The sequence below is a fragment of the Vibrio owensii genome, from assembly GCF_002021755.1.
GTDB lineage: Bacteria > Pseudomonadota > Gammaproteobacteria > Enterobacterales > Vibrionaceae > Vibrio > Vibrio owensii.
This window is the reverse complement of record NZ_CP019960.1, coordinates 1980766-2006802: the sequence shown is the minus strand read 5'-3', so window position 1 is coordinate 2006802 and position 26037 is coordinate 1980766. Positions and strand designations below refer to the sequence as shown.

The 26037-nt window shown below is 47.4% G+C and carries 23 protein-coding genes; 9 read left to right on the top strand and 14 right to left on the bottom strand.

The window, feature by feature from the left end; translation table 11 throughout:
• The first annotated feature begins 58 nt into the window (after nt 1–58).
• The 3 genes from A9237_RS25455 to A9237_RS25445 all read left to right on the top strand — a co-directional run bounded on the left by A9237_RS25455 (nt 59) and on the right by A9237_RS25445 (nt 2975).
• Nucleotides 59–1024, top strand: a complete 966-nt coding sequence (locus tag A9237_RS25455) for a sugar kinase (RefSeq protein WP_078610062.1) — start codon at nt 59–61, stop codon at nt 1022–1024.
• A 16-nt stretch (nt 1025–1040) separates the two neighbouring features.
• A complete protein-coding gene (locus A9237_RS25450; protein WP_078610061.1) occupies nt 1041–1679 on the top strand; it encodes a bifunctional 4-hydroxy-2-oxoglutarate aldolase/2-dehydro-3-deoxy-phosphogluconate aldolase in 639 nt (212 codons plus the stop codon).
• A gap of 171 nt (nt 1680–1850) precedes the next feature.
• Nucleotides 1851–2975: a carbohydrate porin gene (locus tag A9237_RS25445; RefSeq protein WP_078610060.1), complete on the top strand. Its 1125-nt coding sequence runs from the start codon at nt 1851–1853 to the stop codon at nt 2973–2975.
• A 68-nt stretch (nt 2976–3043) separates the two neighbouring features.
• Here A9237_RS25445 and A9237_RS25440 read toward each other — a convergent pair whose 3' ends face one another.
• Together A9237_RS25440 and A9237_RS25435 are read right to left on the bottom strand one after the other, a co-directional pair.
• Complete coding sequence (locus A9237_RS25440) at nt 3044–3475, bottom strand: bactofilin family protein (RefSeq protein ID WP_078610059.1); 432 nt, start codon at nt 3473–3475, stop codon at nt 3044–3046.
• Nucleotides 3379–4332: a M23 family metallopeptidase gene (locus A9237_RS25435; RefSeq protein WP_039840605.1), complete on the bottom strand. Its 954-nt coding sequence runs from the start codon at nt 4330–4332 to the stop codon at nt 3379–3381. Before A9237_RS25435 ends, A9237_RS25440 begins: the two co-directional genes overlap by 97 nt.
• Nucleotides 4333–4777: 445 nt before the next feature.
• On the opposite strand from A9237_RS25435, the gene A9237_RS25425 reads away from it, so the two are divergent.
• The 3 genes from A9237_RS25425 to A9237_RS25415 all read left to right on the top strand — a co-directional run bounded on the left by A9237_RS25425 (nt 4778) and on the right by A9237_RS25415 (nt 9309).
• Entirely contained in the window at nt 4778–6511 is a 1734-nt protein-coding gene (locus A9237_RS25425) for a hypothetical protein (RefSeq protein WP_078610058.1), read from the top strand.
• A 246-nt stretch (nt 6512–6757) separates the two neighbouring features.
• Nucleotides 6758–7771 (top strand): HlyD family secretion protein, encoded by a 1014-nt coding sequence (locus A9237_RS25420; protein WP_078610057.1) that lies wholly within the window; start codon nt 6758–6760, stop codon nt 7769–7771.
• A gap of 5 nt (nt 7772–7776) precedes the next feature.
• Entirely contained in the window at nt 7777–9309 is a 1533-nt protein-coding gene (locus A9237_RS25415; protein WP_078610056.1) for an MFS transporter, read from the top strand.
• Nucleotides 9310–9414: 105 nt separating this feature from the next.
• Here A9237_RS25415 and A9237_RS25410 read toward each other — a convergent pair whose 3' ends face one another.
• From A9237_RS25410 to A9237_RS25390, 5 genes are all read right to left on the bottom strand, one after another.
• Nucleotides 9415–10017, bottom strand: a complete 603-nt coding sequence (locus A9237_RS25410) for a TetR/AcrR family transcriptional regulator (protein ID WP_078610055.1) — start codon at nt 10015–10017, stop codon at nt 9415–9417.
• 144 nt (nt 10018–10161) lie between these two features.
• Nucleotides 10162–10923 carry an iron ABC transporter ATP-binding protein gene (locus tag A9237_RS25405; protein ID WP_078610054.1) on the bottom strand — a complete coding sequence of 254 codons (762 nt, stop codon included), beginning with the start codon at nt 10921–10923 and terminating at the stop codon, nt 10162–10164.
• 11 nt (nt 10924–10934) lie between these two features.
• Complete coding sequence (locus A9237_RS25400) at nt 10935–11885, bottom strand: iron chelate uptake ABC transporter family permease subunit (RefSeq protein ID WP_009695905.1); 951 nt, start codon at nt 11883–11885, stop codon at nt 10935–10937.
• Nucleotides 11878–12834, bottom strand: coding sequence for an ABC transporter permease (locus A9237_RS25395; RefSeq protein ID WP_078610053.1), 957 nt, complete (start codon nt 12832–12834; stop codon nt 11878–11880). The genes A9237_RS25400 and A9237_RS25395 overlap by 8 nt, the downstream gene beginning before the upstream one ends.
• A gap of 91 nt (nt 12835–12925) precedes the next feature.
• A complete protein-coding gene (locus A9237_RS25390) occupies nt 12926–13846 on the bottom strand; it encodes a siderophore ABC transporter substrate-binding protein (RefSeq protein ID WP_078610052.1) in 921 nt (306 codons plus the stop codon).
• A gap of 203 nt (nt 13847–14049) precedes the next feature.
• Between A9237_RS25390 and A9237_RS25385 the strand changes: the two genes are divergently transcribed.
• The 3 genes from A9237_RS25385 (at nt 14050) to A9237_RS25375 (ending at nt 17697) form a co-directional block, all read left to right on the top strand.
• Nucleotides 14050–14991 (top strand): LysR family transcriptional regulator, encoded by a 942-nt coding sequence (locus A9237_RS25385; protein ID WP_078610051.1) that lies wholly within the window; start codon nt 14050–14052, stop codon nt 14989–14991.
• A 135-nt stretch (nt 14992–15126) separates the two neighbouring features.
• Nucleotides 15127–17145, top strand: a complete 2019-nt coding sequence (locus A9237_RS25380; protein ID WP_078610050.1) for a TonB-dependent receptor domain-containing protein — start codon at nt 15127–15129, stop codon at nt 17143–17145.
• 117 nt (nt 17146–17262) lie between these two features.
• Nucleotides 17263–17697 carry an EamA family transporter gene (locus A9237_RS25375; protein ID WP_033004842.1) on the top strand — a complete coding sequence of 145 codons (435 nt, stop codon included), beginning with the start codon at nt 17263–17265 and terminating at the stop codon, nt 17695–17697.
• Nucleotides 17698–17843: 146 nt separating this feature from the next.
• Here the strand turns inward: A9237_RS25375 and A9237_RS25370 are convergent, their stop codons facing one another.
• The 7 genes from A9237_RS25370 to A9237_RS25340 form a co-directional block, all read right to left on the bottom strand.
• Nucleotides 17844–18998 carry a winged helix-turn-helix domain-containing protein gene (locus A9237_RS25370; RefSeq protein ID WP_078610049.1) on the bottom strand — a complete coding sequence of 385 codons (1155 nt, stop codon included), beginning with the start codon at nt 18996–18998 and terminating at the stop codon, nt 17844–17846.
• Between the two features lie 41 nt (nt 18999–19039).
• Nucleotides 19040–20224, bottom strand: a complete 1185-nt coding sequence (locus A9237_RS25365) for a multidrug effflux MFS transporter (protein WP_009706552.1) — start codon at nt 20222–20224, stop codon at nt 19040–19042.
• Nucleotides 20221–20850: a recombinase family protein gene (locus A9237_RS25360; protein WP_078610048.1), complete on the bottom strand. Its 630-nt coding sequence runs from the start codon at nt 20848–20850 to the stop codon at nt 20221–20223. The genes A9237_RS25365 and A9237_RS25360 overlap by 4 nt, the downstream gene beginning before the upstream one ends.
• 192 nt (nt 20851–21042) lie before the next feature.
• Nucleotides 21043–22050: a LacI family DNA-binding transcriptional regulator gene (locus tag A9237_RS25355; RefSeq protein WP_005429187.1), complete on the bottom strand. Its 1008-nt coding sequence runs from the start codon at nt 22048–22050 to the stop codon at nt 21043–21045.
• A 257-nt stretch (nt 22051–22307) separates the two neighbouring features.
• A complete protein-coding gene (locus tag A9237_RS25350) occupies nt 22308–23393 on the bottom strand; it encodes a porin (RefSeq protein WP_078610047.1) in 1086 nt (361 codons plus the stop codon).
• Between the two features lie 177 nt (nt 23394–23570).
• Nucleotides 23571–24587, bottom strand: coding sequence for a nuclear transport factor 2 family protein (locus tag A9237_RS25345; protein WP_005374772.1), 1017 nt, complete (start codon nt 24585–24587; stop codon nt 23571–23573).
• A gap of 101 nt (nt 24588–24688) precedes the next feature.
• Complete coding sequence (locus A9237_RS25340) at nt 24689–25984, bottom strand: MFS transporter (RefSeq protein WP_045390635.1); 1296 nt, start codon at nt 25982–25984, stop codon at nt 24689–24691.
• Between the last annotated feature and the right edge of the window lie 53 nt (nt 25985–26037).

Sequence of the window (26037 nt, the reverse complement as noted above, 5' to 3'; positions counted from 1 at the left end):
TGTAGATCTGTCGTGTCCATTTGCGACAGGTCTCTTCAGCACGCTTAAAAGAACTGTTATGAAGACAATCGCAATACTTGGCGAATGCATGATCGAGTTGAACGGCAAGCCGTTTAGCGACATGCAGCAGACGTTTGGTGGCGACACCCTTAACGCGGCGGTTTATCTCAGCCGTTGCAGCCAAGCCCTAGGCGCATCACCGAAAGTGCAGGTGCAATACGTCACTGCCATGGGGACAGACCCACTGAGTGACGGCATGGTGGCGCGTTGGCAACAAGAAGGCGTGGCTACAGAGTTAGTCTTGAGAGACGAAACGCGCACGCCGGGCCTATATCTGATTCAGTTAGATGACCAAGGCGAGCGCACTTTCCTTTACTGGCGCAATCAATCGGCAGCGCGCTACTTGATCCAACACGCTGAGTTCGAACGTGTGGCGGAATCGCTCAAGCAAGTTGATATGGTGTTTGTTAGTGGTATTAGCTTGGCGATTCTGCCTGAGCAAGATCGTATCCAACTGCTTGAGCTTTTGAGTCGCTTGCGAGCTACAGGCGTAAAGGTTGCTTTTGACAGCAACTTCCGTCCGGCACTCTGGCCGCAAGACCAAATGAAGACAGTTCAAACATGCTATCAAGTGATGTACCAGACTACAGACTTGGCATTGGTCACTTTCGATGATGAACAGCTTACTTGGGGTGATGCAACGGCGCACGACACAATCACGCGCTTGCAGAAGCAAGGAGTGAAAAATGTGGTGGTCAAGCTCGGTGCAGAAGGCTGTTTAGTCGCGGATTCAAATACACCTGAGCCTTACTCTGTGGCAACAACGCCCATAGATAATGTTGTCGATACTACATCGGCAGGCGATTCATTTAACGGTGGCTTCCTCGCGACTTACTTGTCGAGCGGCAACATCAAACAAGCGTGTATGAATGGTAATACCCTCGCCGGTACCGTTATTCAACACAAAGGCGCCATCATCCCACAAGCGGCAACCGATACGGCGATTGCCCAGTTCAAGAAATAGATTTACAGGAAACAACATGTCGAATTTAAAAGCTCAATTGAAAGCGTTAAAAGTGATCCCAGTGATCGCCATTGATCGCGCAGAAGACATCATCCCACTGGGTAACGTGTTGGCAGAAAACGGCCTGCCAGCAGCCGAAATCACATTTCGCTCCGATGCCGCTGTTGAGGCCATTCGTCTATTGCGTGAGGTGCAACCAGACATGCTGATTGGTGCAGGCACAGTGCTCAATCGTGAACAAGCTATTGCAGCCAAAGAAGCGGGGGCAACCTTTGTGGTTTCTCCGGGATTTAACCCTAACACCGTTAAAGCCTGCCAAGAGATTGGTATTGATATCGTACCTGGTGTCAACAACCCAAGCGCAGTTGAAGCGGCATTAGAAATGGGACTGACAACATTGAAGTTCTTCCCGGCAGAGGCATCTGGTGGTGTCAATATGGTGAAAGCACTGTTGGCCCCTTATGGTGATGTGGAAATCATGCCAACTGGCGGTATCAATCCTTCGAACATTAAAGACTACCTAGCCGTACCGCGAGTGCTGGCATGTGGTGGTACTTGGATGGTCGACAAAACACTTATCGAAGTGGGTAAGTGGGAAGAATTAGCTCAGCTAACGCGTGAAGCGGTTGAGCTAGTCGCGCAGCAATCTGCTTAATTCTCGATATTCCAAATTTCCCTAACCGCGAGATTTACGGCGGTTAGGGGATACTCAAATAACAACAATAAATCTTACTAAGTCTTTCTTTTTTCAAAAGAAAGGGCGGGGCTTGCTGTCTCTAAAATCAGCACTTTTACACAATAAAATCTAATACATATAGGGTTTAACATGAACAAAGCACTGAAACTATCTCTGAGCGCCATCGGCGTATGCACGGCACTATCGGCAAATGCGGGCATCAGCATTATCGACAACGAAGAAGGTAACTTTTCTATCGGCGGTGACGTTGAATTGAACTTCAACTACCAAGACCGCGAGTCGAACGATTCTGGCGATCAAGAATTCAACCAAGATGGTCGCGTACTGATCGAATTTGCAGGTGAGAAATTCACAAGCAACGGTCACTATGTTGGCGTGAAAGCGCAGCCTTTGTTTGAAAGCACGGGCGACGTAAACCTTGATGATGCTTATTTCGAGTTTGGTAAGAAAGACAGTTGGGCAATCAAAGCGGGTCGTTTTGAAGCGTATGACATGTTCCCTGTTGGTTTGGATGTGTTCCTAGAGTACTCAGGTGATACCTCTAACGAGCTTTACACTGATGGCTCGGCTTACACCTATCAAATGAAAGAAGCACGCGGTCGCGGATCTGATGGTCAGCTGATGTACAGCCAAAGCTTCGGCAATCTTTATCTGGAACTGAGCACCATGATTGGTGACCGTTCGGATCTTTTCCATGAAGGTACCGATGGCGGCAAATACCACGGTCAAACGATTACAAGCAGCAAAGACTCCTTCTTAGTACGCCCTGTTGTTGCTTACCAAATGGGTGATTTCAGCCTAGCAGCCTCGATGGAAACCAACCTCGTTTCTGATGCGGTGGTGACCGACCAAGGTGTTGATATCTCCGACCGTACTGGTTACGGCTTAACAGGTAACTGGACCAGCGGTGATTGGTCTGTGAATGCAAATGTGGCTTACCTAGATGCGGTTGACGAGAACAACTTCTCGACAGGGGTTAACGCACTTTGGAAAGGGCTAGGTATTGGTTACGTTTACGCGCTGAACGAATACGAAAACAAAGAGATTCAAGGCTGGGCAGAAGGCGATGTGAAGGTATCGACGCTTTACGCTTCTTACGAGTTCACGGACGTACTAGAGGTTGAGAACTTCTCAGTGCTGTTGGGTTCTTACTTTACAACCGTTACCAACGATCTTAGCGCAAACTCACCGAGCGAAGCGTTTCAAGAAGAAGACGATTTCGGCGCGCGTGTTCGCCTGTTCTACGAATTCTAATTTGGTCTAACGCAAGAATAGAAATAACTCAAAAAGGGCACAGTCAGTGCCCTTTTTGAGATCATCAATTACGCGCTTTTGCGAGCTTGTGACTTGTCCGTTTTATTGGTTTCAGCGGACTTTTCTTTCAGCGTCACCACTTCTTTTTCTGGTAGTTCTGCGGCCTCTCCGAAGAACTTACCACCCGCTTCAATACTCAGGTTGTTGCTCCAGATTTTGCCACTGACTCGTCCTTTCGCTAAAACCTGAATGTGTTCCGCATGGCAGTTACCATCAAGCAGGCCATTGATGATAAGTTGTTTTGCGTAGATATCGCCTTTAACACGGCCACTCTCTGCGACGACCAATGTGCCTTCGATGTGCAATTGGCCTTCGATAATGCCATCAACCTGAATATCGCTTTCTACTTTGAGTTCTCCGCTAACAGAACAGCCTTTGGCGATGAGAGTTGAAGCTGATGAGCCACTCGTTGTTCCACGGTTTTGATTAAAGATTCCCATCGTATTCTTCGCTCCTTGGTAAAGATGTCTTCAAAATTATTGAGGTTCCAATCCACGAATGGCCTTGGGTTTACGGCTCTTCCAATAAATCTCACCTCATAATGGAGGTGAGGGCCGGAAGAGAGCCCGGTGTTACCAGAAATGGCGATGAGTTGGCCTTTTTTGACGAACTCACCGGTTTTGACTTTGAACTCTTTCAAGTGGGCATAAGCGCTCGAAAAGCCAAAGGAATGCTGTATACGCAGTAAGTTTCCATACCCTTTGCTACTTCGGCGTGTGGTCTCTATTACGCCATCAGCAGAGGCATACACTTTGGTACCAGTGTTAACCGCAAAATCTAATCCTCGGTGCATTTTTGTTTTTTTGGTAACCGGATGAACGCGCTTGCCAAACCCTGATGAAAGCCGTGCTTTACCGACTGGAGAGCCGTTTGGGATCTGGTTGAGCATCACCATTCGAACATTAGACGTGATAGCTGCAGTATCAAAGCGCGCATCCAAACTTTCAGTGTTGGATTCGTTGGCGACACCGAGCACTTTCTCCAATTCACCTAAACGCTCCGAGACCAATTGAACGCGTTCTTCTCGCTCTGAGAGGTCATTCTCAAGCTCTGATTTCAGAGCCTTTAGCTCACTTAACTCCTGACCCATACTGCGCGATTGCTCGGTTAACTTTGCTTGCTCAAGTACGGCGTCATCGACCTGAGAATAAAGATGATTGATCAAGATAGCGGTTGCGGTTAATCCCAAAATAAATGCCACCAAGCCCGTTTTAAAGTTGCGCTGCATGGCTTTGCTGAAGTACCAATGCTTAGAGCCATTGATGTTGGAAATAGAGATAGTCAGCTGATCTTTCATGGTGATTAATGGCGCGATAGACGTTCAACATTCGTTATTGATAGCTCTGACTTTAAGTAAAAGTACGACCGTCTTCTAGAGGAGGAATCGACGAAAATGTCAGGTCGTGAGCTGTTTTCAGACAATAGAGAAAAATCGGTAATTGGATTTAATATTGCGTGGATTTTGGCCGATAGGGTATAGCATTTATGAAATTTTATTGAGTGAGTTGCTAATAGTGCGGTCGCGCAATTTAACCCACTTCACGGTTCATCTTATAAATGTTGGATATCTTAAGAAATTGGCATTCAGCAAATTGATAACTCTGTTAGGCCGTTTATCATGGCATTGCAGATGAATAAATGCCGAAAATTGTCATCCTTCCCAAGCATTTATTCGGGGCTTAATGCTCACTCAAACCAATCTGTTGGTTTGAGGAAATAAAACTAAGACAACGGAGTTGGTCGTGAAAAAACTATTATTAGCTACTGCAGTGGTCGCAGCAGCAGGCGGTGCCGCGTATGTGTACCAAAATAACCTTGCCCAAGGTGAATCTTCAACCTCGCTACTTTCCCAAGTTCCAGCGGATACCTTGTTGATTACCTACCAAACGGAACCTTTTAATCACTACGAGTACATGAACGCATTCGGTACGTCGCAGCAACCACCAATGGGAGAACTGTTCGCAGAAGAAGATCTGACTCCTGGTTTAGAGTTTGCGGTTAACTTCTTGGATGCGTACATGGCTGCGGCGTCTTCTCCTGAAAGCTTGAAAGCCTTCTTAGGTACGGGCGATATGGTGAGCCCAATTATGTACACCCTAGGCCTTGTTCCTGTTTACAAGGTACAACTAGAGAACCCTGCAGCGCTTTGGAAAACCTTGGATGAGCAAGAGCAACTTGCTGGCATCCAACATGAGCTTGTGAAGCTAGATACGGTTGAGTTCCGCCGCTACGAGCTGACGGATTCGCAAGACCCACAATTGGGTATTGGTCTGGCAGTGGCAGTGGTTAACAATGTACTGACCGTGACTTTCGACATTCCTGAGCTTGGTGTTGAGAACCCACTTAAATTGGCTTTTGGTCTTGAATCTCCGAAGAGCAGCATTGTCGATTCCGGACGTCTTGAAGCGGTACAAACTAAATACGGTGCGAGCAACAACTCGTTCGGTATTTTCGACATCCGCGAAATCATTAAAGGTCTAACGGCACTTGATGGCAACAGAATGGCGCGCCAACTGAAGATGGCCGACTCTGACCCAACGCTAGAGCAACTGCGTTCTCCTGCGTGTCACACTGAGTTCACTCAAATCGCTGAAAACTGGCCGCAAATGGTCGCGTTTGCCGAGTACAGCGCGGGTGACGATAAGGCTCGTATCAACGGCGGCTTTGTTGTTGAATCGAAAAACCAAGTGATTCTTGAAGCATTGCAATCAGTGCGCGGTGTCTTGGCAGAATCAAATGGTGAGCAGAGCATGTTTAGCGTGGCATTAGGCCTAGACGTTGCAACGTTGGCTCCGGCGATTGGTAAGATCTGGACAGATTTAACGACCCCTGAGTACCAGTGTTCAATCCTAGCGCAGGCGCAAAATGACATGCGTGGTCAAAACCCAGCTCCGGCGATCAGCATGGGCGCAGGTATGGCAAATGGCCTGAAAGGTTTGAGCATGGAAATGTTCGGTCTTGATGTGAACATGAATGGCCAATACGGACCTGAACTAGGTCAGCTGGATGCGATCTTCTCTATTTCAGCGGACGATCCAAACATGCTGCTGCAAACGGCACAAATGTTCATGCCTGAGCTGGCACAGATTCAAATCCAACCGGATAACCAACCAGTGAACATCGGTGGTCTGCTTGAACCATACGCAGGTAAACCAATGGATGTATTTGCTCGTCTAAACGGCAGCCACCTAACGCTTTACAGTGGTGAGGCAGCAGCGGCAGCAAGTGAGAAAGTCATGGCTCAACCGCTAACGGCGAATGGTCTATTGAGCTTCACTATGGACTCAGACCGCGTACTAGAAGTGATTGAAACAGCATCGGAAGTGTCTGGCGAGCCAGTACCGGAAGACGTGAAGATGAGCCTACAAGGTGAACTTATCGGTGGTATGGCTTTGGACGTAACCAAAGATGGCATTGTGTTTGACTTCGATTACACAAGCTCAACCAAACCACAAGTGAAGGTAGCGCAGCAATAAGCGTGACTCACCGGCTTCAATCTCGAAGCATTTTTTCATAATCAAAAGGCGACCTCGGTGTCGCCTTTTTTGTTTTTCTCGCGACAGCCCTTCAATTCCTTCTCTTTTATTCAAAAGTAACCACCAAATAAGATCGATAAAAATCAGTGGGATGGATCTTTTCTTCTTATCAATGATCAAATGTATCTTTACTAAAACCGTACGGTACAGTACAGTTTGTAAAAATCATTAAGTTGGGTTTCAAAAATGAAGAAGAAAGTCATTGTGTTGTCGCTTGTTATTGGTTCGTTAGTCGCTGCAGGTTGTGCGTTATACCAACCGAATACAGTGACCACTGATAACGCTTATGTTCACTCGGATGTGACGGCGATTTCTCCGGAAGTCGGTGGGCAGGTAAGCCAACTTTTTGTCGAAGATAACCAGTGGGTCAGCAAAGGTGCGCCACTGTTTTCGATTGATGATGAAGATTTCATTGCCAACCAAGAAATCGCGAAGTCAGCGTTAGATGTCGCAAAAGCTGCGCTGACTGCAAATCAAACCAAAACCGAAATGCAGCTGGTAAAGATTGAGCAGGCGAAGCAGGGCATTCACAGTGCAAGTGCCAACGCGGAACATCAAGCCGCGGAGTTCAAACGTCTGTCTCGTTTGGTACAAAAGCAATCGGTGAGTAAGAACCAATTTGAGGCGCAAAGAACGCGTTCTATTGAAGCGAACAGCAATCTTGAAACTGCCAAGCTAGCGTTAGCCGCAGAACAGAAGCAGCTTGACGCGCTCGTGACAGAAAAGATGCAGTTAACCGCGCAACGCAAACAAGCCGAAGCGAACTTGAGACTGGTGAATATCGCCCTTGAGCGAACCATCGTTCGAGCGCCATTTGATGGTTATGTGGCAGACAGACAAGTGCAAGTAGGTAAGTTTGTTCAACCGGGTATGGGGTTGATCGTGATGGTGCCGGATTACGTTTGGATTGAGGCCAACTTCAAAGAGACTCAACTAGAGAACGTCGCACAAGGGCAAGATGTAGAAGTGGTGTTAGACATGTTCCCTGATCATCCGTTGCATGGTCGTGTATCTTCTATCACCCCTGCAACAGGCGCGCAGTTTAGTTTGTTGCCACCGCAAAATGCGACCGGTAATTTTGTGAAAGTAGTACAACGCGTGCCAGTGCGTATTGAGTTGGATATCCCGCAAGAGCTGAAACAGCGCATCTACCCTGGCTTGTCGGCTGAAGTGTCGATTGAGACCGCAACGCAAGGTTAATCGCCATGAAAACACGTTCACCATTGCTGATTTTTGCGCTGTTCGCCATTGCGGCTTTTGGGGTCAATTCGGTGATGTTTACCGAGTTGTCCCACGAGATGGCAGCCACATCCGGTTTGTCCGCAGATGAAGTCGAGTTAGTGAAAATCGGCTTTATGATCACTCAAGTGTTGGGGTTTATGTTTACCCCTATCTTGGTGCGTAAGCTTGGTACGTCATTGCCATTGCATTCCGCATTGCTGGTGGGTTTGGGAACAAACGTTGCGCTCTATTGGACTGGTCAGCATGCGTTGTTGTTCACGCTAACTTGGTTAGTAAGCGGCTTTTTCATGAGCATGTTATTGGTGGTGGTGAACCTTTATCTACTCAATACCTTTGAGCAGCGTTGGTTGCCTGCGATTATTGCGCTGACACTGATCTTCTCAACACTGTTACCAATGGGCGCTTATCCGTGGTTGGTGGCTGAGATTGTCGAAGTGTTTGATTGGTCGTTTTTGAACGTTGCCTCGGCTTGGTTGTACTTTTCTGCTCTAGTGATGATCGGCGTGTACAAGCCTCAGGCGATTGAGATTGAAGCCAAGCCAAAGTCTTCAGGTTCGGTGTACCTCGTACTCGCGTTAACGATGAGTTTGGTGGTGTTCCTACTAATGCGTGGCAGCTACTACAACTGGTTGGATTCAGACTGGTTTGTGCAGGCTTCTTCTGTCGCTGCGGCACTGGTTTTGTTGGCGGTGTATCAGTTGGTGAAAACGCGCCCATTGGATACTGCGTCGATGCAATTGCACGGTAAGTTAAAGACCAACGTGTTTATGTATAACGCCTTTCTTGCAGGCTTTGCCGTGATGGCAAGTACAGTGCTGTTTGCCAACTTCCTAAAAATGGCGATGCACTACAACAGCCTCAATGCGGGTTATGCACAATTACCATCGTTTTACGCCATGTTGGTCGGCATGCTGGTGAGTGTGTTGGTGTATTACTTCCGCCGTCCACTGGCAGATGCAGTGGTGCCTTTTGGCGTGCTGATGATTCTGCTGTCGGTACACGAGTTCAGCCAATTACCAAGTTTTGTTGGTACGGAGTCACTACCCATTCCAATGCTGCTGCGCGGTTTTGGTGTTGGCTTGTTGAATGTGTCGGTGACGATTGCTGTGTTGATGTACTTCCAAGTAGGACAGCGCTTAGAAGGCATTGCTAACTTCTATCTGTTCCGAACCATGGGCGGGGTCATTGGTGGAGCGTTTTTCTCTCGTGTGATTCAAAGCCACAGCGCGCAAGCATCGGGCGAAATCGGTCGCACTCTGGACGGTTCAAACCATGTGTTTGCGGCGTATGAACAGGCATTGAGCAGTGCGATTCTGACTCATGGTCGCTTACCTAATCCGGCACTTGGGATGAGCCAAATTAGTGCGGTTGTGAAAGAGCAAGCTACGACATTAGCACTGAGTAATTCGTTGGTGATGTTTATTGTCTCTATTTTTGCGCTTGCGCCAATCTTGTTGATTGGTAAGAAGCTAGCCGCAAAACAAGAAGCGTACTGAGGTTATGTAAACAGAACAAATAGCTAGCCAAGCAACTCGGTAACTAAGCCGTAAAAGAACAAAAGGGAGCCAATGTGCTCCCTTTGCTTTTTAGTTTTGAGGTTCTTATCGCTGATAAAGTTTAAGGAACGCCGCCACGGCTTTTTGTGTATGCGAATCCAATTCTTCATCGCTTAAGAAATCAAAGCCCATCAGTGCCATGTTCTGGTAATCCATTTTGATCAGCGCGAGTAGCTGACCACAAGCTAAATCGGCATCGTCGATGTTAAGCTGCTGGCTGATGGTGTCGGTTTTTAAAAACTCAATTAAGTACTGGTGAATACGCTGCGGTCCGGTTTGCCAAAACTGATTTGGAACCGAGTCATGTTTGTTGAAGTCGGCAGAGATGATGCGATAAAGCGATAGGATTGGGTTAGAGCAAATGCCGCGTAGATACTTCTTCGCGAAGTCTTCTAAGGTTTCTCTTAGAGGTTCGTTCTGTTTATCGGCAAGTTGGAAAACGGACTCTAGGCTGACTTTGGTGTTGTGCGCGAGCACTTCAACAAACAAGCCTTCTTTGTTGGAAAAGTAACGATAAAGGGTCTGTTTTGAACCACCACAAATAGCAACGATTTGATCGAGTGACGTGTCCTTGTAACCCTGTTCAATAAACAGCTCGGTTGCCACTTCGATGATTCGAGTTCTTTTCTTTTCAGTAGATGCGCGCATAACTAAATCAACTTAAATAAAACTGTTCAGTACAGTATCATTATTACCGCCGAGACACACCGCTTTTCCGTGTTTAACGGTTCTTCATTGACCAAAATTAAAAAAGGCGACACGGGGCCGCCTTTGGAATCAGATTGGGTTACGTTAACGTCGGTAGTACAACGAAATACGGTTGCCGTTAATCTCTTGCACGATAAATGGAATCTCGTAAATATCGCTCAGCACGTCGGCATCAATCACTTCTTCAACTAAGCCCGCTTTAATGACTTCCCCAAGCTTCATCGCCACAATGTGGTCAGAGTAACAAGACGCAAAGTTGATGTCGTGAATCACGATCACTACGGCTTTGTTCTTCATTTCCGCTAGCTTGCGAAGCGTACTCATGATGTCGACGGAGTGTTTGATGTCGAGGTTATTCAGCGGCTCATCCAAGAAGATGTAGTCGGTATCTTGCGCCACCACCATAGCAATAAACGCCATTTGGCGCTGACCGCCAGACAGTTGGTCGATAAAGCGATCTTTCAAATGGTCGATTTCCAGATGTTGCATCGATTCATCAATGATGCGGTGATCGTCTTCTGTCAGGCGACCTTGCGAGTATGGGAAGCGACCAAACGCCACCAAATCACGCACCGTAAAGCGCATGTTGATGTTGTTTGACTGGCGCAGCACTGATAGGCGCTTTGCTAAGTCTTCGGTGTTCCATTGGTCAAGTGGCTTATCACCAATCACGACGCTGCCAGCATCGCTTTCTGTTAGGCGACTCGCCATCGACAGCAGGGTACTTTTTCCCGCGCCGTTCGGACCAATAATGCTGGTTACTTTACCAAGTGGAAAAAGGGCATCGGCGTTTTTTACCACGTATTTTTCGTTGTATTTTTTGCTAAGACCTTGAATACGGATCATGTGATAAACCCTTAATCGAATTTGTTTTTCATAAGCAGAAGCAAGAAGTAGCCGCCGCCGATAAAGTTGATAATAACGCTGATGGTGGTGTCGAAATCGAACAGGTTTTCAACCACCCATTGACCGCCAGACAGCAGTACAACCGACAGTACTGAGCTCGCCACAATCAATAAGCGATGCTGGTAGCCAGTGAAGATTTGGCGAGTCAGAGCCACAACAATCAGACCAAAGAACAAGATTGGACCAATCAATGCGGTCGAGATAGACACCATCAAAGTAATGATGAACATGACTTGCATGGTCAGTTTGTGGGTATCCACACCAAGGCTTTTCGCGTTGTCGACGCCAAGCCACATTACGTCCAATTTGTGGGCGATACGCATTAGGTACGCGCCACACAGCAGCATCGGAACCACACACCAGTACACCAATTCACTGTTGATGTTGTTAAAGCTCGCGAACATTGAACTTTGGATGAAGGTGAACTCATCTGGGTCGGTGATCATGGTGAAGAAACCAGTGACGCTATTGAACAAGCTACTCAACACGATACCAATCAACAACAAGGTGAAGATATTGCGCTGACGACCACGGAAGTAGAAGCTGAACAAAGTCATCGCACACACAATCATGATGCCAGTCGACAACACGAAGTTGAGCTTGCTGTTGATGACTAAAGCACTCAAGCCACCAAACATCACCACAAGCAGCACTTGAATCATCACGTACATGGAATCGAAACCCAGAATCGAAGGGGTGAGGATTCGGTTGTTGGTGATGGTTTGGAAAATCAGTGACGACGACGCAATCGCCATCGCTGCCAAGACAATCGCCAGTACTTTCGGGATGCGACGTGACAAGAAGAACTGGTAGTTATCTGGCGTTAAGCCTTTACCGATGAACACCGCACAAATCAAAACCGCCGCGATTGCCAGCAGCGTTACTTTCATAGAATCACGCATTCGATTTGTCTCTCAGAACTAGGTAAATGAAGATTGAGCCACCCAAGATGCTGATGATCATCGAAATTGGAATCTCGTAAGGGAAGATGATAAGACGACCGAGGATGTCGCAAGTAAGCACTAAAATCACGCCTGCGTATGCGGTCCAAGGCAAGTTACGACGCATGTTGTCACCAATGAACAGCGACACAAGGTTTGGCACGATAAGCCCAAGAAACGGAATCATACCAACGATCATCACCACCGATGACGACAGCACAGCCACAAGAACGACACCGACCAAAACAATGCGCTGGTAGTTTAAACCGATGTTTTTAGCAAAGCTCTCACCCACGCTCGCAGCGCTAAAGCGGTTGGCGTAAGCGTAAGCCAGAACCGAGACTGGCAGAGCGAGATACAAGAACTCGTAGTTACCGCGCAATACTGATGCGAAGTTAGCCACCGTCCAAGAACCAAGGGTCTGTACTAGGTCGTATTTGTAGGCAATAAAAGTGGTCATGGACGAAACCACGTTGCCATACATGATACCTATCAGAGGGACGAGCACGGTGTTCTTAAACTTCAAGCGTTGTAAGAAGCGTACGAAGATCACCGTACCAATCACAGAGAACGCGAAGATGGTGATCAGGTGTACCCAACTGCTCATGTCTGCAAACAGAATCAGCGCGACGATGTAGCCGAACATTGCCCAATCGACGGTACCCGTTGTAGACGGGGCAGCAAAGCGGTTTTGCACGATCTGCTGCATGATCAAACCTGCAATACTTAAGCCTGCACCAGCTAAGACGATGGCTAACAAGCGGGGTAATCGGCTAACCAGTAAGATGTTCAGACTGTGGCTGTCACCGGCCAAAATCTGCGAGAGAGAAACGTTCGCCACCCCAACCAGCAAAGAGGCGCAGGCGAGTACGACGAGCAATAAAAAAGCCAAGATATGATGTAATTTCATGGTGTATTTGTAGGGTGATAAAAACAACAATGACCTTTCGCACCGTGAAGCGGGAAAGGTCATCTTTTAGAGTGAGATTGAGCCGAATCTGTTAGTTAGCAATGACTTGGTTCAACTCTTTAATCATGGTTTGCGTCGATTGGTAACCACCTGCGGTTAAGTACCAAGCCGCTGGGTCCATAAACAGCACGCGGTTGTTTTTCGCCGCTGGCGTCGACTTGACAAGATCGTTGTCGAATAGCTGTTTTGCTTTACCGCTGCTCTGACCGATGGCTTGTTCGCGGTCAAGGATAAGCAGTACTTCAGGCTGCGCATCAGCAATGTATTCGAATGAAATCAAATTACCGTGAGTACGTGGTACAGATTTCACGTTCTCAGAAGTTGAAGTTGCAAAACCTGCTTCTTCATACACGAATGAGAAACGGCTGTTAGTGCCAAACATCGCCAAGCTGTTACCGCTGTTTGAGACCGTCAGTGCGCGTCGTGGTTGTTCTTCTACTTTCGCGTGAAGATGGTCGATTTGCTCTTGAACGTCTTCGATTAACTGCTCTGCTTGCTCTTCTTTGTCGAAGATGTCACCCAGCGTGCGCCAGTGTTCTTGGGTTGTTTTCCAGTAGTCGGTGGTGTCGATACGGAACATGTAAGTTGGCGCAATGTCGCTCAGATCCTTGTAGATATCTGCCATGCGACCTTCTGCGATGATTAAGTCTGGCTTGAGCGTAAACAGCGTCTCGAAGTTCACTTCTTTTACGCTACCTGTATTCACAAACGAGTCGATTTGGAATTTTTCTAGTGATTTTGGCAGCAGCGTCTTTGGCATGCCGACGGGTGTTATGCCCAAAGCGTCGATGTAGTCTAAACTGCCGTAGCCTAGAACAACGACACGTTGTGGAACGCCATCAATGTCTACTGTGCCCAAGCTGTGTTGGTAGGTTTTAGCCATTGCCCCGATAGGAGCCAATGCAAGCAGCAAAGCTCCCGTTGCTACGCGAAGAGAAGTTTTACCCAACATAATGATTTCCAAAAGGTGCGATGCAATCTCGCATTAGTGCCTTAAAAAACAAATAGTGCTTTAAAAAATAGAGCGCGAGATTAGTCGTAAAGCGGTATAACTAATTTGATTAAAATCAAATAAGAATGATTATTGATTGCAGACACATTAGCAGATAGTCTATATGCAGCAACAGAATTAGCGGAATAGTGAGTATTCAAAAAATGAATTTAGCTCAAGTCGACTTGAACTTATTGTTTATTCTCAAACACCTACTTGAAGAGAAGCATGTTTCCAACACCGCGGTATCGCTCAATATGAGTCAACCATCGGTGAGCCGCTCTTTACAGAAACTCAGAAACTTGTTCAACGATGAGCTGTTAGTACGTACTGCACACGGCTACGAATTGACCCCAAAAGCGGAAGTGATCAAGCAAGATTTGAACACCGTTCTAACCGGGCTAGAAAAGCTGATGTACGGCCAGTCATTTGTGCCAGAAAAGAGCAACGGTACGATCCGTTTTTACGGCTTGGTTCCACAGGTAATTTTCTTACTGCCACCGATTGTTTCTCGCATCCGCGAAGAAGCGCCGAACATGATTGTCGATATCGATTCCATCCCGAAGCGCCATTTCGATGCGCTAATCGCGGGGGATGTGCATTTTGTGCTCTCAACCGCCGAGCCGCCTAGCTCTGAGCAGAATTTGTACCGCATGAAAATTGCCAATCGCGACTACCGATTCTTGATGAGCGAAACCCATCCACTTGCCCATGTTGAGGAACTGACGGTGGAGATGCTGCTCGATTGCAACTTCGGTCAAATCTCACTTCAAGGTGGCAAAACACTATCGATTTATCACCGTTTTGTTGAGCTTGGTGTGGTAGATAAAAAGCGCCAATTATCGATTCCTGTTCAGCTTTCAAACTTCAACGCTGCGCCAGCGATTGCTGAACAAACGGATGTGATTTTCCACTTGCCAACGCCGTTTGCACAAGACGCTTGTCAGGGCAGAAAATTGGTCACCAAAACCGTACCAAAAGCGATTCGGATGGACAGTGAATCGGTCTATTTGTACTGGCATAAGCGCTACCATAACGACCCGATGTGTAATTGGGTTAAGTCATTATTCAAGGAAATATATGGCTCAACTGAGGCTGAATGGTAAAGAATATTATTATTCATTTTCGACATAGTGGTAATTAATCCTACAAATGCTTGGTTGCTTGTCTTCGTCAAATAAAGGCTATTTAATGCGAACCATTATCATTATAAGTTCCATTAAAATTTATAGGTTTTTACCATGTCGAAGACGACTCCGTTTGCGCCAAAACCATTAGCAGTGGTGATCGGTGCGTTATGTACCTCTTTTTCCGTCTTTGCTGATACAACGCCAATCGAAACCGATGAGCAGCTTGTTGTAACAGCAACTCGTACCCAGATGGAGCTGAAAGATGCTCCAGCTTCTATGTCGGTGATCACCGCTGAAGACATCGAAAACGATCCAGGCATCACGTTGGCGGACATCGTGTCTAACGCAACCAGCGTGGAGTCAGATTTCGACAGCACACGTGCAGGTCGTCAGCAGATCTCGATTCGTGGTATGGATTCGAAATACACACTGATCATGGTAAATGGCCGTCGTATGAGTTCGGCGAGTGCGATCGTACGTGGTAACGACTTCGATCTTTCTGCGATCCCAATGGATTCAATTGAGCGAGTGGAGATCATCCGTGGTCCTATGTCGGCGCTTTACGGTTCTGATGGTATGGGCGGTACGATCAACATCATCACTAAGTCACCAAGCAACGATTGGAGCTCGCAACTTAGCTTAGACAACACCACGCCAAACGATGGCAATGGTGGGCAAGAGTACACAGTGGGTCTAACGACGTCTGGTGCTCTGATTGAAGACACTCTATTCGCTCGTTTCTCTGTTTCTCAAACGAGTCGCAACGCGTGGCAACCATACTCTGGCGAGAAAGGCGGCATCGATCGCGAAGAGGTTACTGCACTTGAAGATCGCGATAGTTTAGCGATGTTCGGTACGCTTTCATGGCATTTAGCGGACAATCAATTTATCGACCTTGACCTTGGTTACAGCGACGACGAGCGTGATACCGCAGCAGAAAGTGGCACTACGGTTCTGTTCTCGGAGTCTCGCGTCAAACGTAACAGCCAAGCGCTATCGCATACCGGTTTTTGGTCTTGGGGTGATACGCAAGTTCGTTACTCACGTGAAAGCGTAGAGAACATTGAAGCGGCAAACGATGGTGCTGATTCAATTGAAGAACTAACACAAATTTTTGAAGCGTCAGCAACCACTTACCTAGGTGAAAGCCACACTGTGACGTTTGGCGTGGACTACCAAACTAGTGAGCTAACCAACCCAGAGCACATCGTGGGTAACAAAGCAGAAGCTTACCAAGGTGCGGTATTTATCCAAGACCAATGGGAAATGACCGATACGCTAATGGCGACGATTGGTGGTCGTTTGGATAAGCACGAGCACTACGGTGAAGAGTTCAGCCCGCGAGTGTACCTAGTACACCAAACAACGGAAGACTTGGTACTGAAAGGTGGTGTGGGTAAAGCGTTTAAAGCACCAACCATGACGCAAAACCACCCAGACTTCTCGATGAGCAGCTGTAAAGGTAACTGTAACATCGTAGGTAACGAAGATCTGGAAGCAGAAACTAGCGTAAACTACGAGTTCTCGGCGCTATACAGTGGTCGTAACTGGAACCTAGAAGGCGCGGTATTCCGTAACGAAATCGAAAACCTAATCGAACAGACAGACATCTTCTGTGAAGTCGGTACTTGGTCCAGTGCAGTGATGAGCTGTATTGATGACAATGGCGACCCAATCGATCGTGAACTGTCTAACCCGTACAAGTCTTACCAAAACGTATCGAAAGCCGTTATTCAAGGTGTGGAGCTAACCGGTAGCATTCAGTTCAATGAGCAATGGGCGATGTCTGGTAACTACACCTACTTAGACACAGAAGATAAGTCGACAGGTGAAGAGCTGAACGAGCGTTACAAGCACTCTGCATTTGCTCGCCTAAACTGGTACCCAACTCAAGATTTGAACCTGTTTGCGAGCGCACGCTACCGTGGTGACCGTAAGATTGACTCTCAGCTAACACAAGACGCTTACACCACGATGGATTTAGGTACGGTTTACCATGTGAATGACGCACTACGTATTCGTGCGGGTATCACCAACCTAACCGATGAAAGCGTATCAAGAGAGCTAGAAAACATCGGCTATGTTGAAGCACCGCGTACTTACTACGTTGGTATGACAGCAGACTTTTAAGCTCTAATTACAGACTGATTAGATTGGATTTAAGTCGAATTTAATCGCAGCAAGACATGGCGTTGCAGTACACTCTGTAACGCCTTTTTTGCTTTTAGGGATGAATAGGAAAAGATAATGCTTCAAACTTCTTGGTTATTTTGGGCGCTCATGTCGGCGGTATTTGCGGCGATGACCGCAGTGTTGACCAAACTTGGTGTGGCGAACATCAACTCAGACTTGGCGACCTTTATTCGTACCTGCGTGATTCTTGTTTTGGTTGGTTTGATTGCTTACGCGACCAAGCAGTTCAGTGCCATTGGAGAGATCTCGACCAAAGGCATGGTGTTCTTGGTGCTATCGGGTTTAGCGACAGGTGCATCGTGGCTGTGTTACTTCCGCGCGATGTCATTGGGGCAAGCTTCTCAAGTTGCACCGATCGACAAATTAAGCGTGGTGCTGGTGGCGATATTCAGTGTGGTTTTATTGGGAGAAAAGCTCAGTATGGTCAACTGGATGGGGATTGGCTTGATCACCGTTGGCGTGATTTTGGTGAGCCTACAAAGTTCTTAAAGGTCACTATCACCTAAGTATTTCGTCTCTTGGAATAGCGAGAGACGGATGTAATTCAGAATCGATATGCAGAGTGCATGGGCTTGAAGAGAACAGTTTGGTTTCTCAGCACTTTGCTCTTCGATTCTTCGGGCCAGTTCCTTTCATTACGTTCTTTGACCCACTTTCTGAATCACAAACGCTTGGCACTGATTAAACTGCGCGAAAGCTTGTAGTTCCTCTTCTAAGGCGACGAAAAACGCTTCTCTGTCTTTGAGCGAAGGCTCGGTTACTAGGTTAAGAACGTTCAGCGTTGAACTGGTTTTATCCACTTTGCAGTCGGCGCGCGCGACCAGCTTCCCATCCCACAATATTGGCAAACAAAAGTAACCGAACTGGCGTTTTGGCTCTGGAACATAACACTCAAGCAAGTAATCAAAGTTGAAAATTGCGCTGGCGCGTTTTCGTTGGATAAGTAGGTTATCAAATGGGGAAAGGATTTTAGCGCGTTTGCGGTTGAGCCGTTTGTCGAGCAAGTTCAGTGCATCGCTACAGGCATAGTAAGCTGAATTGTTGATGCTAATGGCTTCAATCTCACCCAAATCGACCAATTCGGACAGAGCTTGTTGTACTGGCTTCTTAACTCCTTTCAGTAGGTAAACCATTTCAGGCAAAGTACCGAACCCATGAGATTTAAGATAGTTGAGGACTAAGAATCGCGCGTGTTCTTGCTCGGTTGGCATCGATATATCAACGTCTCGAGGCAGAACATGTGAGGTCAGGTCATACACTTTCTGGAAACCACGACGTTCGCTTATCATCAAATCGCCCTGCATGTATAAGTTCTCTAGGGCGCGTTTGGTTGGCTTAGTATTCCAGCCATCGGTCTTATGGTTGGCAGATTCGAAGTCCTTTGCCATCAATGGGCCTTCTTGCTCAATTCTCTTCAAGATAGACGCCATCAAGTCGTGGTCTTTTTTGTACCAATGCTTTTGCTGATCGGATTTGATCGCCGCTTTGCGAGGTAAGCTATGACGGTATTGCGACATAGGTAAATACGCCGCCGCATGAGACCAATATTCGAAGACTTTCTTTTCTGCCACCAGTTGGTCTAGGTGCTCAAGTTGGTAGCTTGGGTTTCGGCTCCACAAAGTATGATGGTGAGCGCGTTGAACGACAGAAATCGTATCAATCTGTACATAGCCCAGTTGCTCAAAGACGGCTAAGGTCTTTGCTTTGGCGCTGCCTTTGTTGCTTGTTAGCGACAACCCTTGAGAGAGCAGAGCCAATTTCTGTGCTTGTGCAAGATTGAGTGATTTCATGTTGTTATTTGTCTTCCTTGTTACTTTATTTTGCCCGGGCTCTATTGCTCGGAAGGTTGCTCAGTGGCAAAGCCTCGCAGAACGTTGGTCAGTGTAATGGTCGCAAAGACCACAATCACCAATGACAGGTGCCACGCTTGGCTTAATCCGAGCTGCACCAATGCCATACTCACAATCGATGACACCACCATTTGGCCACCGCCCGACATCGCCGCAGCTGCCCCTGCTTGTTTCTTGTAGGGTTGCATTACCATGGCTTGAGCACAAGGTAGAGCGATAGCATTGCCCAAAATCATCAGCAGTTGGCCTAGCATTAAGTACAGCGGCTCAACAGGACAGAAGAACAGCCATGCTGCGGAACTGACGTGCAGGATTGGCGTGACTAATAGCATCTTTTTCGTGCCGATGATTGGGCGCACACGGTTACAGATACTGGTGCCGCAAATCATGCCGAACGCCGGAATCAGTGCCCACATCGCGTATTGATCGGATGTCATGCCGATTTGGTTTTGCATGATAAAAGGCATCACCGAAACAGTGGTGATCATCAAGCTGAAGTTAAGCCAACCGATACTGGCAAAGCTCATAAAGTAACGAGAAGTCAGTAGGTCACGATATTGCAGCAGCATCTTTTTCGGTGATGGCAAGGCTGAGGTTTGTGTGATGGTTTCTTGGAAGCGAAATACGATCACAGTCCAAGCCAATAATACGTAACCCAACAGCGAGATAAACACCATAGTCCAGCCGAAGTGGGCGTTAATGAAACCACCAATAACAGGAGCAACTAACGGTGTGATAGAAGCCGCCATCGCAATGTAGGACAAAGCGACAGGGAGCTCAGGGCCATTAAAGCGGTCGCGAGTAGACGCTCGGGCTAACACCGCGCAACAACCTGTGCCTAAACCTTGCAGAAAACGACCTGCTACCATGCCAGTGAAAGTGTGGCTTAGGAAGATGATCATCAATAGACCGAGCATGGCAATCAACAAGCCGGCTAACAGCACCTTTTTACGGCCTAACGCATCGGATACCGGGCCATAGATAAACTGAGACGGGCCAAAACCAAGTAAGTAAACACTGACTAACAGCTGAGCTTGGTCGAGGGAAATGTCGAAATCTTTGGCGATCCAAGGCAGGGATGGGAACACCAAGCCCATACTGAGCTGACCAACACTGATGATGAGACACGCCAGCAAGATGGTTTTAAATTCAATCGGTCGGCTCATGATTTTTCACCATCGCCACGGCGGCGCAGGCTTCCTTCCTCATCAAATTCATTCAATTTGGCTTTCACTCGTTTGACCGTCGATAGGCTGACTTCGCATTGTTCTGCGACGCTTTGTAGCGTATTGCCTTCCAGAAGCAAAGTCGCAATGTGTTGATGCTTCGCTTTGTCTGCTGGGCGACCTCGGAATTTCTGCTTCCACATCTGTGGGTCGTCTTTTAGCGCTTTTCGGCCTTGTTCTGCGGCGAACAAGCGATGTTGTGTTTGCACTTGTCCGTAACCTGAAAGCAGCGAAAGCAAGGTTTGCGTTTGTACGGAACCAGGCTCAAAGGTCAGTGGTTCACAGACGGTTTTTAGGGTGACGCCTTTGTTAAGCAGAGTTTGAATCGTGCTTAGGGCTTGGCTGAAGTCTCGGCCAAAGGCGGTTAGCCACCAAAGTACAACGGTGTCGCCAGATTGCACCGTAGCTAAGAGTTGTTGAAAGGCGTGTCGCTCGGCTGGTGGCGTGCAGCCGCGTACCTTGTCTTCAAGGTGAATTGCTTCAGGAGCAAAGGCTCTCAAAGCGTTGAGCTGCTCAGGGTAAGCTCGGTTTTTAGGCGAGTGCCGCGTATAGAGAAATGTAGCCATGGATGCAATGCGTCTCTTGAAGTTGGTTCATATACTGTAATGGTCCATAAATATACAGAGGTTCATTAGTAACCACAACACCAAATGAACCATTGGCTCGAAATCTTAGAAGTAAAAGTAAAAGGTGAGGGGCAAGAGAAAGAAGAGATGAGGAAATAAAAAAGCCAACCGCTAGGGTTGGCTTCTCTGAGATTAGGCTTTGGTGGTGCTGCGCTCTATCAATTTGACTGGCACCATCATCTTCACCAAGCTGCTGTTTTTATTGTTGATTTGATCAACGATAATTTTCACACACTCACGCGCTAGACGACGGAAGTCTTGGCGGAAAGTGGTCAGTTGGTAGCTCAACCATTCCGTTTGTGGAATGTTGTCGAAGCCGATGACTTTCAGATCTTGAGGGATGCGAATACCACACTCAATACGTGCAATGTCCATTACCGCCATTGCAAGGTTGTCGGTTGCACAGAACACGGCTTCAGGACGATTCTTATCGGCTAGCATCGCACGTACTTTATCCAGCGAACTTGCGTAGTCGTAGCTCGCTTCAATAATTCGCGGCGTTTTGCCCGTTAAGTCTTCAAACTCAGAGCTGAAGCCACTCTGACGCTCGTCGTTGGTAAAGGTTGGCACTTCACCCGTCAGGTAAACCGCGTTTTTCACCCCGCTTTCGTGCAGCAGTTGTGCCGCTTGTTGGCCAGCTTCGTAGTTGTCACTGATAACGTAACTGCTCTTAGTGCCTTCTACGACGCGTGCATACTGAACGATAGGGATATTGAACTCTTCACACTCTTCATACAGTGATTTGTTGAAGGTAGCGGAAGCGGCAATGACACCATCTACACGGTATTGGAAGATGTTCGGGATTGAGTGGTTGTCTTCATCATCCACTTGCCATGGAATCAACACCGCTGAGTAGCCTTGCTTCTGCAATTCACTTGAAATCAATTGAAGTGTTTTCATGTGGATAGGGTAGTCCGCATCTGGGAATACCAAACCGATCAACTTAGATTCGTTGGTAGTCAAGCTACGTGCAAAAGCATTTGGACGGTAGTTTAGGGCTTTCGCGGCTTCGAAGACCTTTTGCTTGGTCTTTTCAGATACTGAGCTGCCCGGAACAAACACACGCGATACAGTAGATTGAGAAACGCCAGCCAGTTTGGCAACGTCCTTCGATGTTACGGTTTGTTTTGCAGGATTCATGTGAGTTGATTCATAAGTCAGTTTAACTGTGACTAGGTTAACACAAATAGGTACGTAGTCATAAAGAGAAATAAGCAAGATTTAAGTAAATAAAGGGTTAGATTGTCTTTGGTGGCGCAATTTGGGTAGTACCCAAGTCACATTTCATGTTTTGCATACGAAAAAAGCCTTACCCAAAAAAGGTAAGGCTTGCTCTTATTTCCCATTTCCACTAAATCGAATAAGTTACGTAACCGGAATAACTTATCTCGTGGTTATCAGAAGTAGTAGCGAATACCTGCCGCGAATTGATCATCACGGTTTTCGTATTTGCTGCCATCGTACTGATCTTTACCTAGGTCGAACTGGTATTCAGTCCAAACTAGGAATTTGTTCTTCTGGAAGTGGTATTCAAGACCAGGGATCAGCAAGTTACGCTCGTAACCTTGTGTCTCGTCACCGCGATCTTCCATGTAGTTGTAGTTCAACGTTGGGCGTAGGCCGTTATCGAAGTGGTAGTAAGTGTAGATTTCGCCACCTAGGGTATCGAACATTACGTCCGTACCGCCTTGGCTCACTGCTTCCCAGTTTTCGCCAACGTGGAAAGTCGCACCCGCGTAGAAGCCACCGTTGCTGTAGTTTGCGCCCAATAGCATGATGCGCATGTTGTCGCCGTTTTCTACGCCAACCACGCTTGCGTCTAGATCCGCAACTTCATTTTGATGGTAAGCTGCACCCAGTGTTACGCCGTCAACCGGTTTGTAAGTGATCGACGCCCCCATACCGTTTTTCAATGAGGCTGTCGCATTGCTTGCTAGAGCAACATCTTCACGCGTGGTTTGGTAAGTAAAGCCGTAGCTCACTTTTTCATTAATTGAATTACGGTACGTAATTGAGTTTTCTGCACGACCAGCACCGGATGCGATACCCCAGTCAGCTAGGTTGTAAACACCTGAGCCACGAGTACCGAATACACGACCTAAATCGGTGTACCATGCTACGTCGTAGAAGGTCGACCACTGCTTAGTACCCGCAGCAATCTTGCCGTATTTTTCGTGATCAACACCTGCGTATAGCAAGCGGTCGTAAATGTTGTCGCCGTTCGCGCCAGAGTTGTAGCCCCATTCCGCGTGACCGAAACCAGTCCAGCCGTTATCCAGACCCATTTGGCCTTTCAAACCGAAACGTGAGCTGCCGCTGTTCCATTCGCCGTTGTCATCACCGCCACGGTCTTGGTAGCGAAGATCGAAACGGCCATCGATGGTTAGGCTGTCGCCAGCGTCATTAACAAAAGTGTGTGCAGCAAAGGCTGAGCTAGAAGTAAGCGCTGCTAAAATCACTGCAGAAAGGGTCGACTTTTTCATCATCAATCTCATTATTCAGGGCGCAGAAAGCCACCGTGCGTTCATGCCCGTTTTGAATAGGGGTTCTATCTTGAGGTTGTGCCCCATCCTTGAGGCACGAGTTGGGAGCATGTCACCTGAACCGAGAGGGGATTCAGGCAACATAAAGGCGGGTTGACAATCCGCCCCTAGGACTTCTTATAGAGAAGGGTTTAGGATCTGCTGAGTACGCTCGAACACGTCTAGACCTTGCTGTTTTAGCCAGTAAGGTAGGTCGATCAGTACCCAGTTCTCAGATAGCTTGTCGCCGTCTCGGTAGTAAACGTCAACCACTTGCATGTCTGCACGTACTTCACCACCTGTCATACCTAGGAAACCACCGATTGGCGTGTTAGATAGGTTTGGCCAGCCGAAGAAACAAGAGAAGTTACCTTCTGCGAAACGACATACGTGGCCGTTAAACTTCTTGTCTTTCAGATTGTTACGGAACGGCAATTGGTGCTGCTGTTGGTAACGAGGAATTGTGTAAGACGCACCGATACCACATGGACCGTACCAGATCATGTCTTTAGACCAGCTCTTCTCAAGAACTTCTGGTGGGCAACCCATAGCGCCGCTGTCGTTCAGTGCAGATAGGTCATCAACCATCTTGTTCACTAGTGCTAGTGTTGCTACGCCTTCTTCTGGTGCTGCGTCTTCGAACAGTAGACCGTCGTGGTTACGAGGACCTGGGTATACGAAGTGCTTACCTGTTGATGGTGGTAGTGGGTAACAACCCGCTTGGTCCATCGCGCCTAGAAGGTCTAGGAATAGGCCAGTCTTAGTGATCTTGCCGTTTTCAACACAGTTAAATTCTGCGTAACGGATGTTCATGATTTTGCCAGTTGGGCGCATGCCTAGGTATTCAGCGTCGAATAGACCCATGAAGTGACCCATGCTCATTACCCAGATTTCACCTGATGTTACTTCGTTCTCACCACCGATGAAGATGTCTTGACGACGCTGCATGCGAGTCATTGATTTCATCAAAGGAGCCCAGAAAACGTCAGCCGCTGCTTGAGCGCCTTGTTGCTCACGGAATGGGTAAACACCACGCCATAGGTAATCTTCTGAAGTGTGTGCTTTTAGTACTTCTGCCACGTTCTCGTGAGTTGCGTTTTCCATTGCGCTGAAGTATTCACGTACAACGCGTTTCGCTTCTTGATATTTAGACATAATAAACTCTCTTATTTGCTGTCGAGTCGGCTTTGGGAACAGGACTCGAAATTAAGTTTTTTCATCCGGCCGGGGAGCCAGCCGGAGTTTTTGAAATTCAGTTACGCTTTTGCTGCTTCGGCTTTTTTGCTCTTATCGAACACGCCGCCTTTTAGTGTCTCTGGCAGTGATAGCCATAGAAGACCAGCAAGGATCCATACGATTGGTGAACCCCACATTGCGGTTTGTAGGTCGGTACGCTCTTGGATGAAGATAAGTACCATTGGTGCCCACATACCGAGGATACGACCACCGTGGAATAGCGCCGCGCCGTAGCTACGTAGGTGTGCTGGGAACAGTTCTGAGAAGTAACCACCCCATACCGCTGAAGAAGACAGGCCGAAGTTGTAAATCAGACCAAGTAGAGCCAGCATGTTTAGGCCGCCAATCACCATGTCGCCAGGTGCAACAAAGAAGATTGAAACCATGATGCCCGCTAGGATGAAGCCAAACGCGTTCACCTTACGACCGAATTTGTCAGCTACCCAACCCCAGAACCACGCACCAAACAGTGAACCAAATGCTGAGATAGAGAAGATGAGACCGATGGTTGCACCGTCGAACATACGTACATCACGTAGGTATGTGGTTACGAAGCCACCAAAGAATTGGAAACCGTAGAAGTTAAGGCCAGCCAGTAATAGACACGTTAGTGTGATCTTACGGTAAGGCTTGCTTAGCATTTCGCCCCAAGAGCCTTTTTTCGCTGGTGCATTTGATTCTTCTACTTTTGCTTGCTCTTCTTCACCGTAAGCGATCACTTTGCTGTCGCTAGGTAGTACAAAGATCATGACAACAGCGGCTGCCAATGGTGGGATACCACCTACAAGCATTAGGCTTTCCCATGGTGCATCAATGCTTGCAATAAATGCTGCATACGCACCCATGACCATCAGTGCTACAGAGAACATAGAAGACGCGAATGCCGTCAACTTACCACGTACCGTTGGTGTAAATAGGCCGATCATTAGGCTTACTGCCACGGTGAAGTAACCACCCAGTGACAAACCAATGATGAAACGCATTGCTGCCCATGTTGCGTAGTCGGTGAACATCATATTGATGATCGTTGCGCCACCGTTTAGGGCTGTGATGGTAATAAGAGTGGATTTCTTACCAAATTTTGTTGCGAACCAAGCACAGCTCAATGCACCGATAAGTGCACCAACCGACTGCCATGTATAGAACTGGGCAGTGTCTGACAGGCTAATACCATCATACGCTTCAACGATGTATGGGCGTACGTAGTCAATAATTACAAAGTTATAACAATAGAAAAAGTAACCAACCAGTATCGCTAGATAGGCAGCTACCCTTTGAATCATAGGAACTTCGCTCATGTGTCTTTTGGCATTCATGACCGATAAACCTCTATTTCACTTAGGATTTGTTGCTATTCAAACTTAATGAA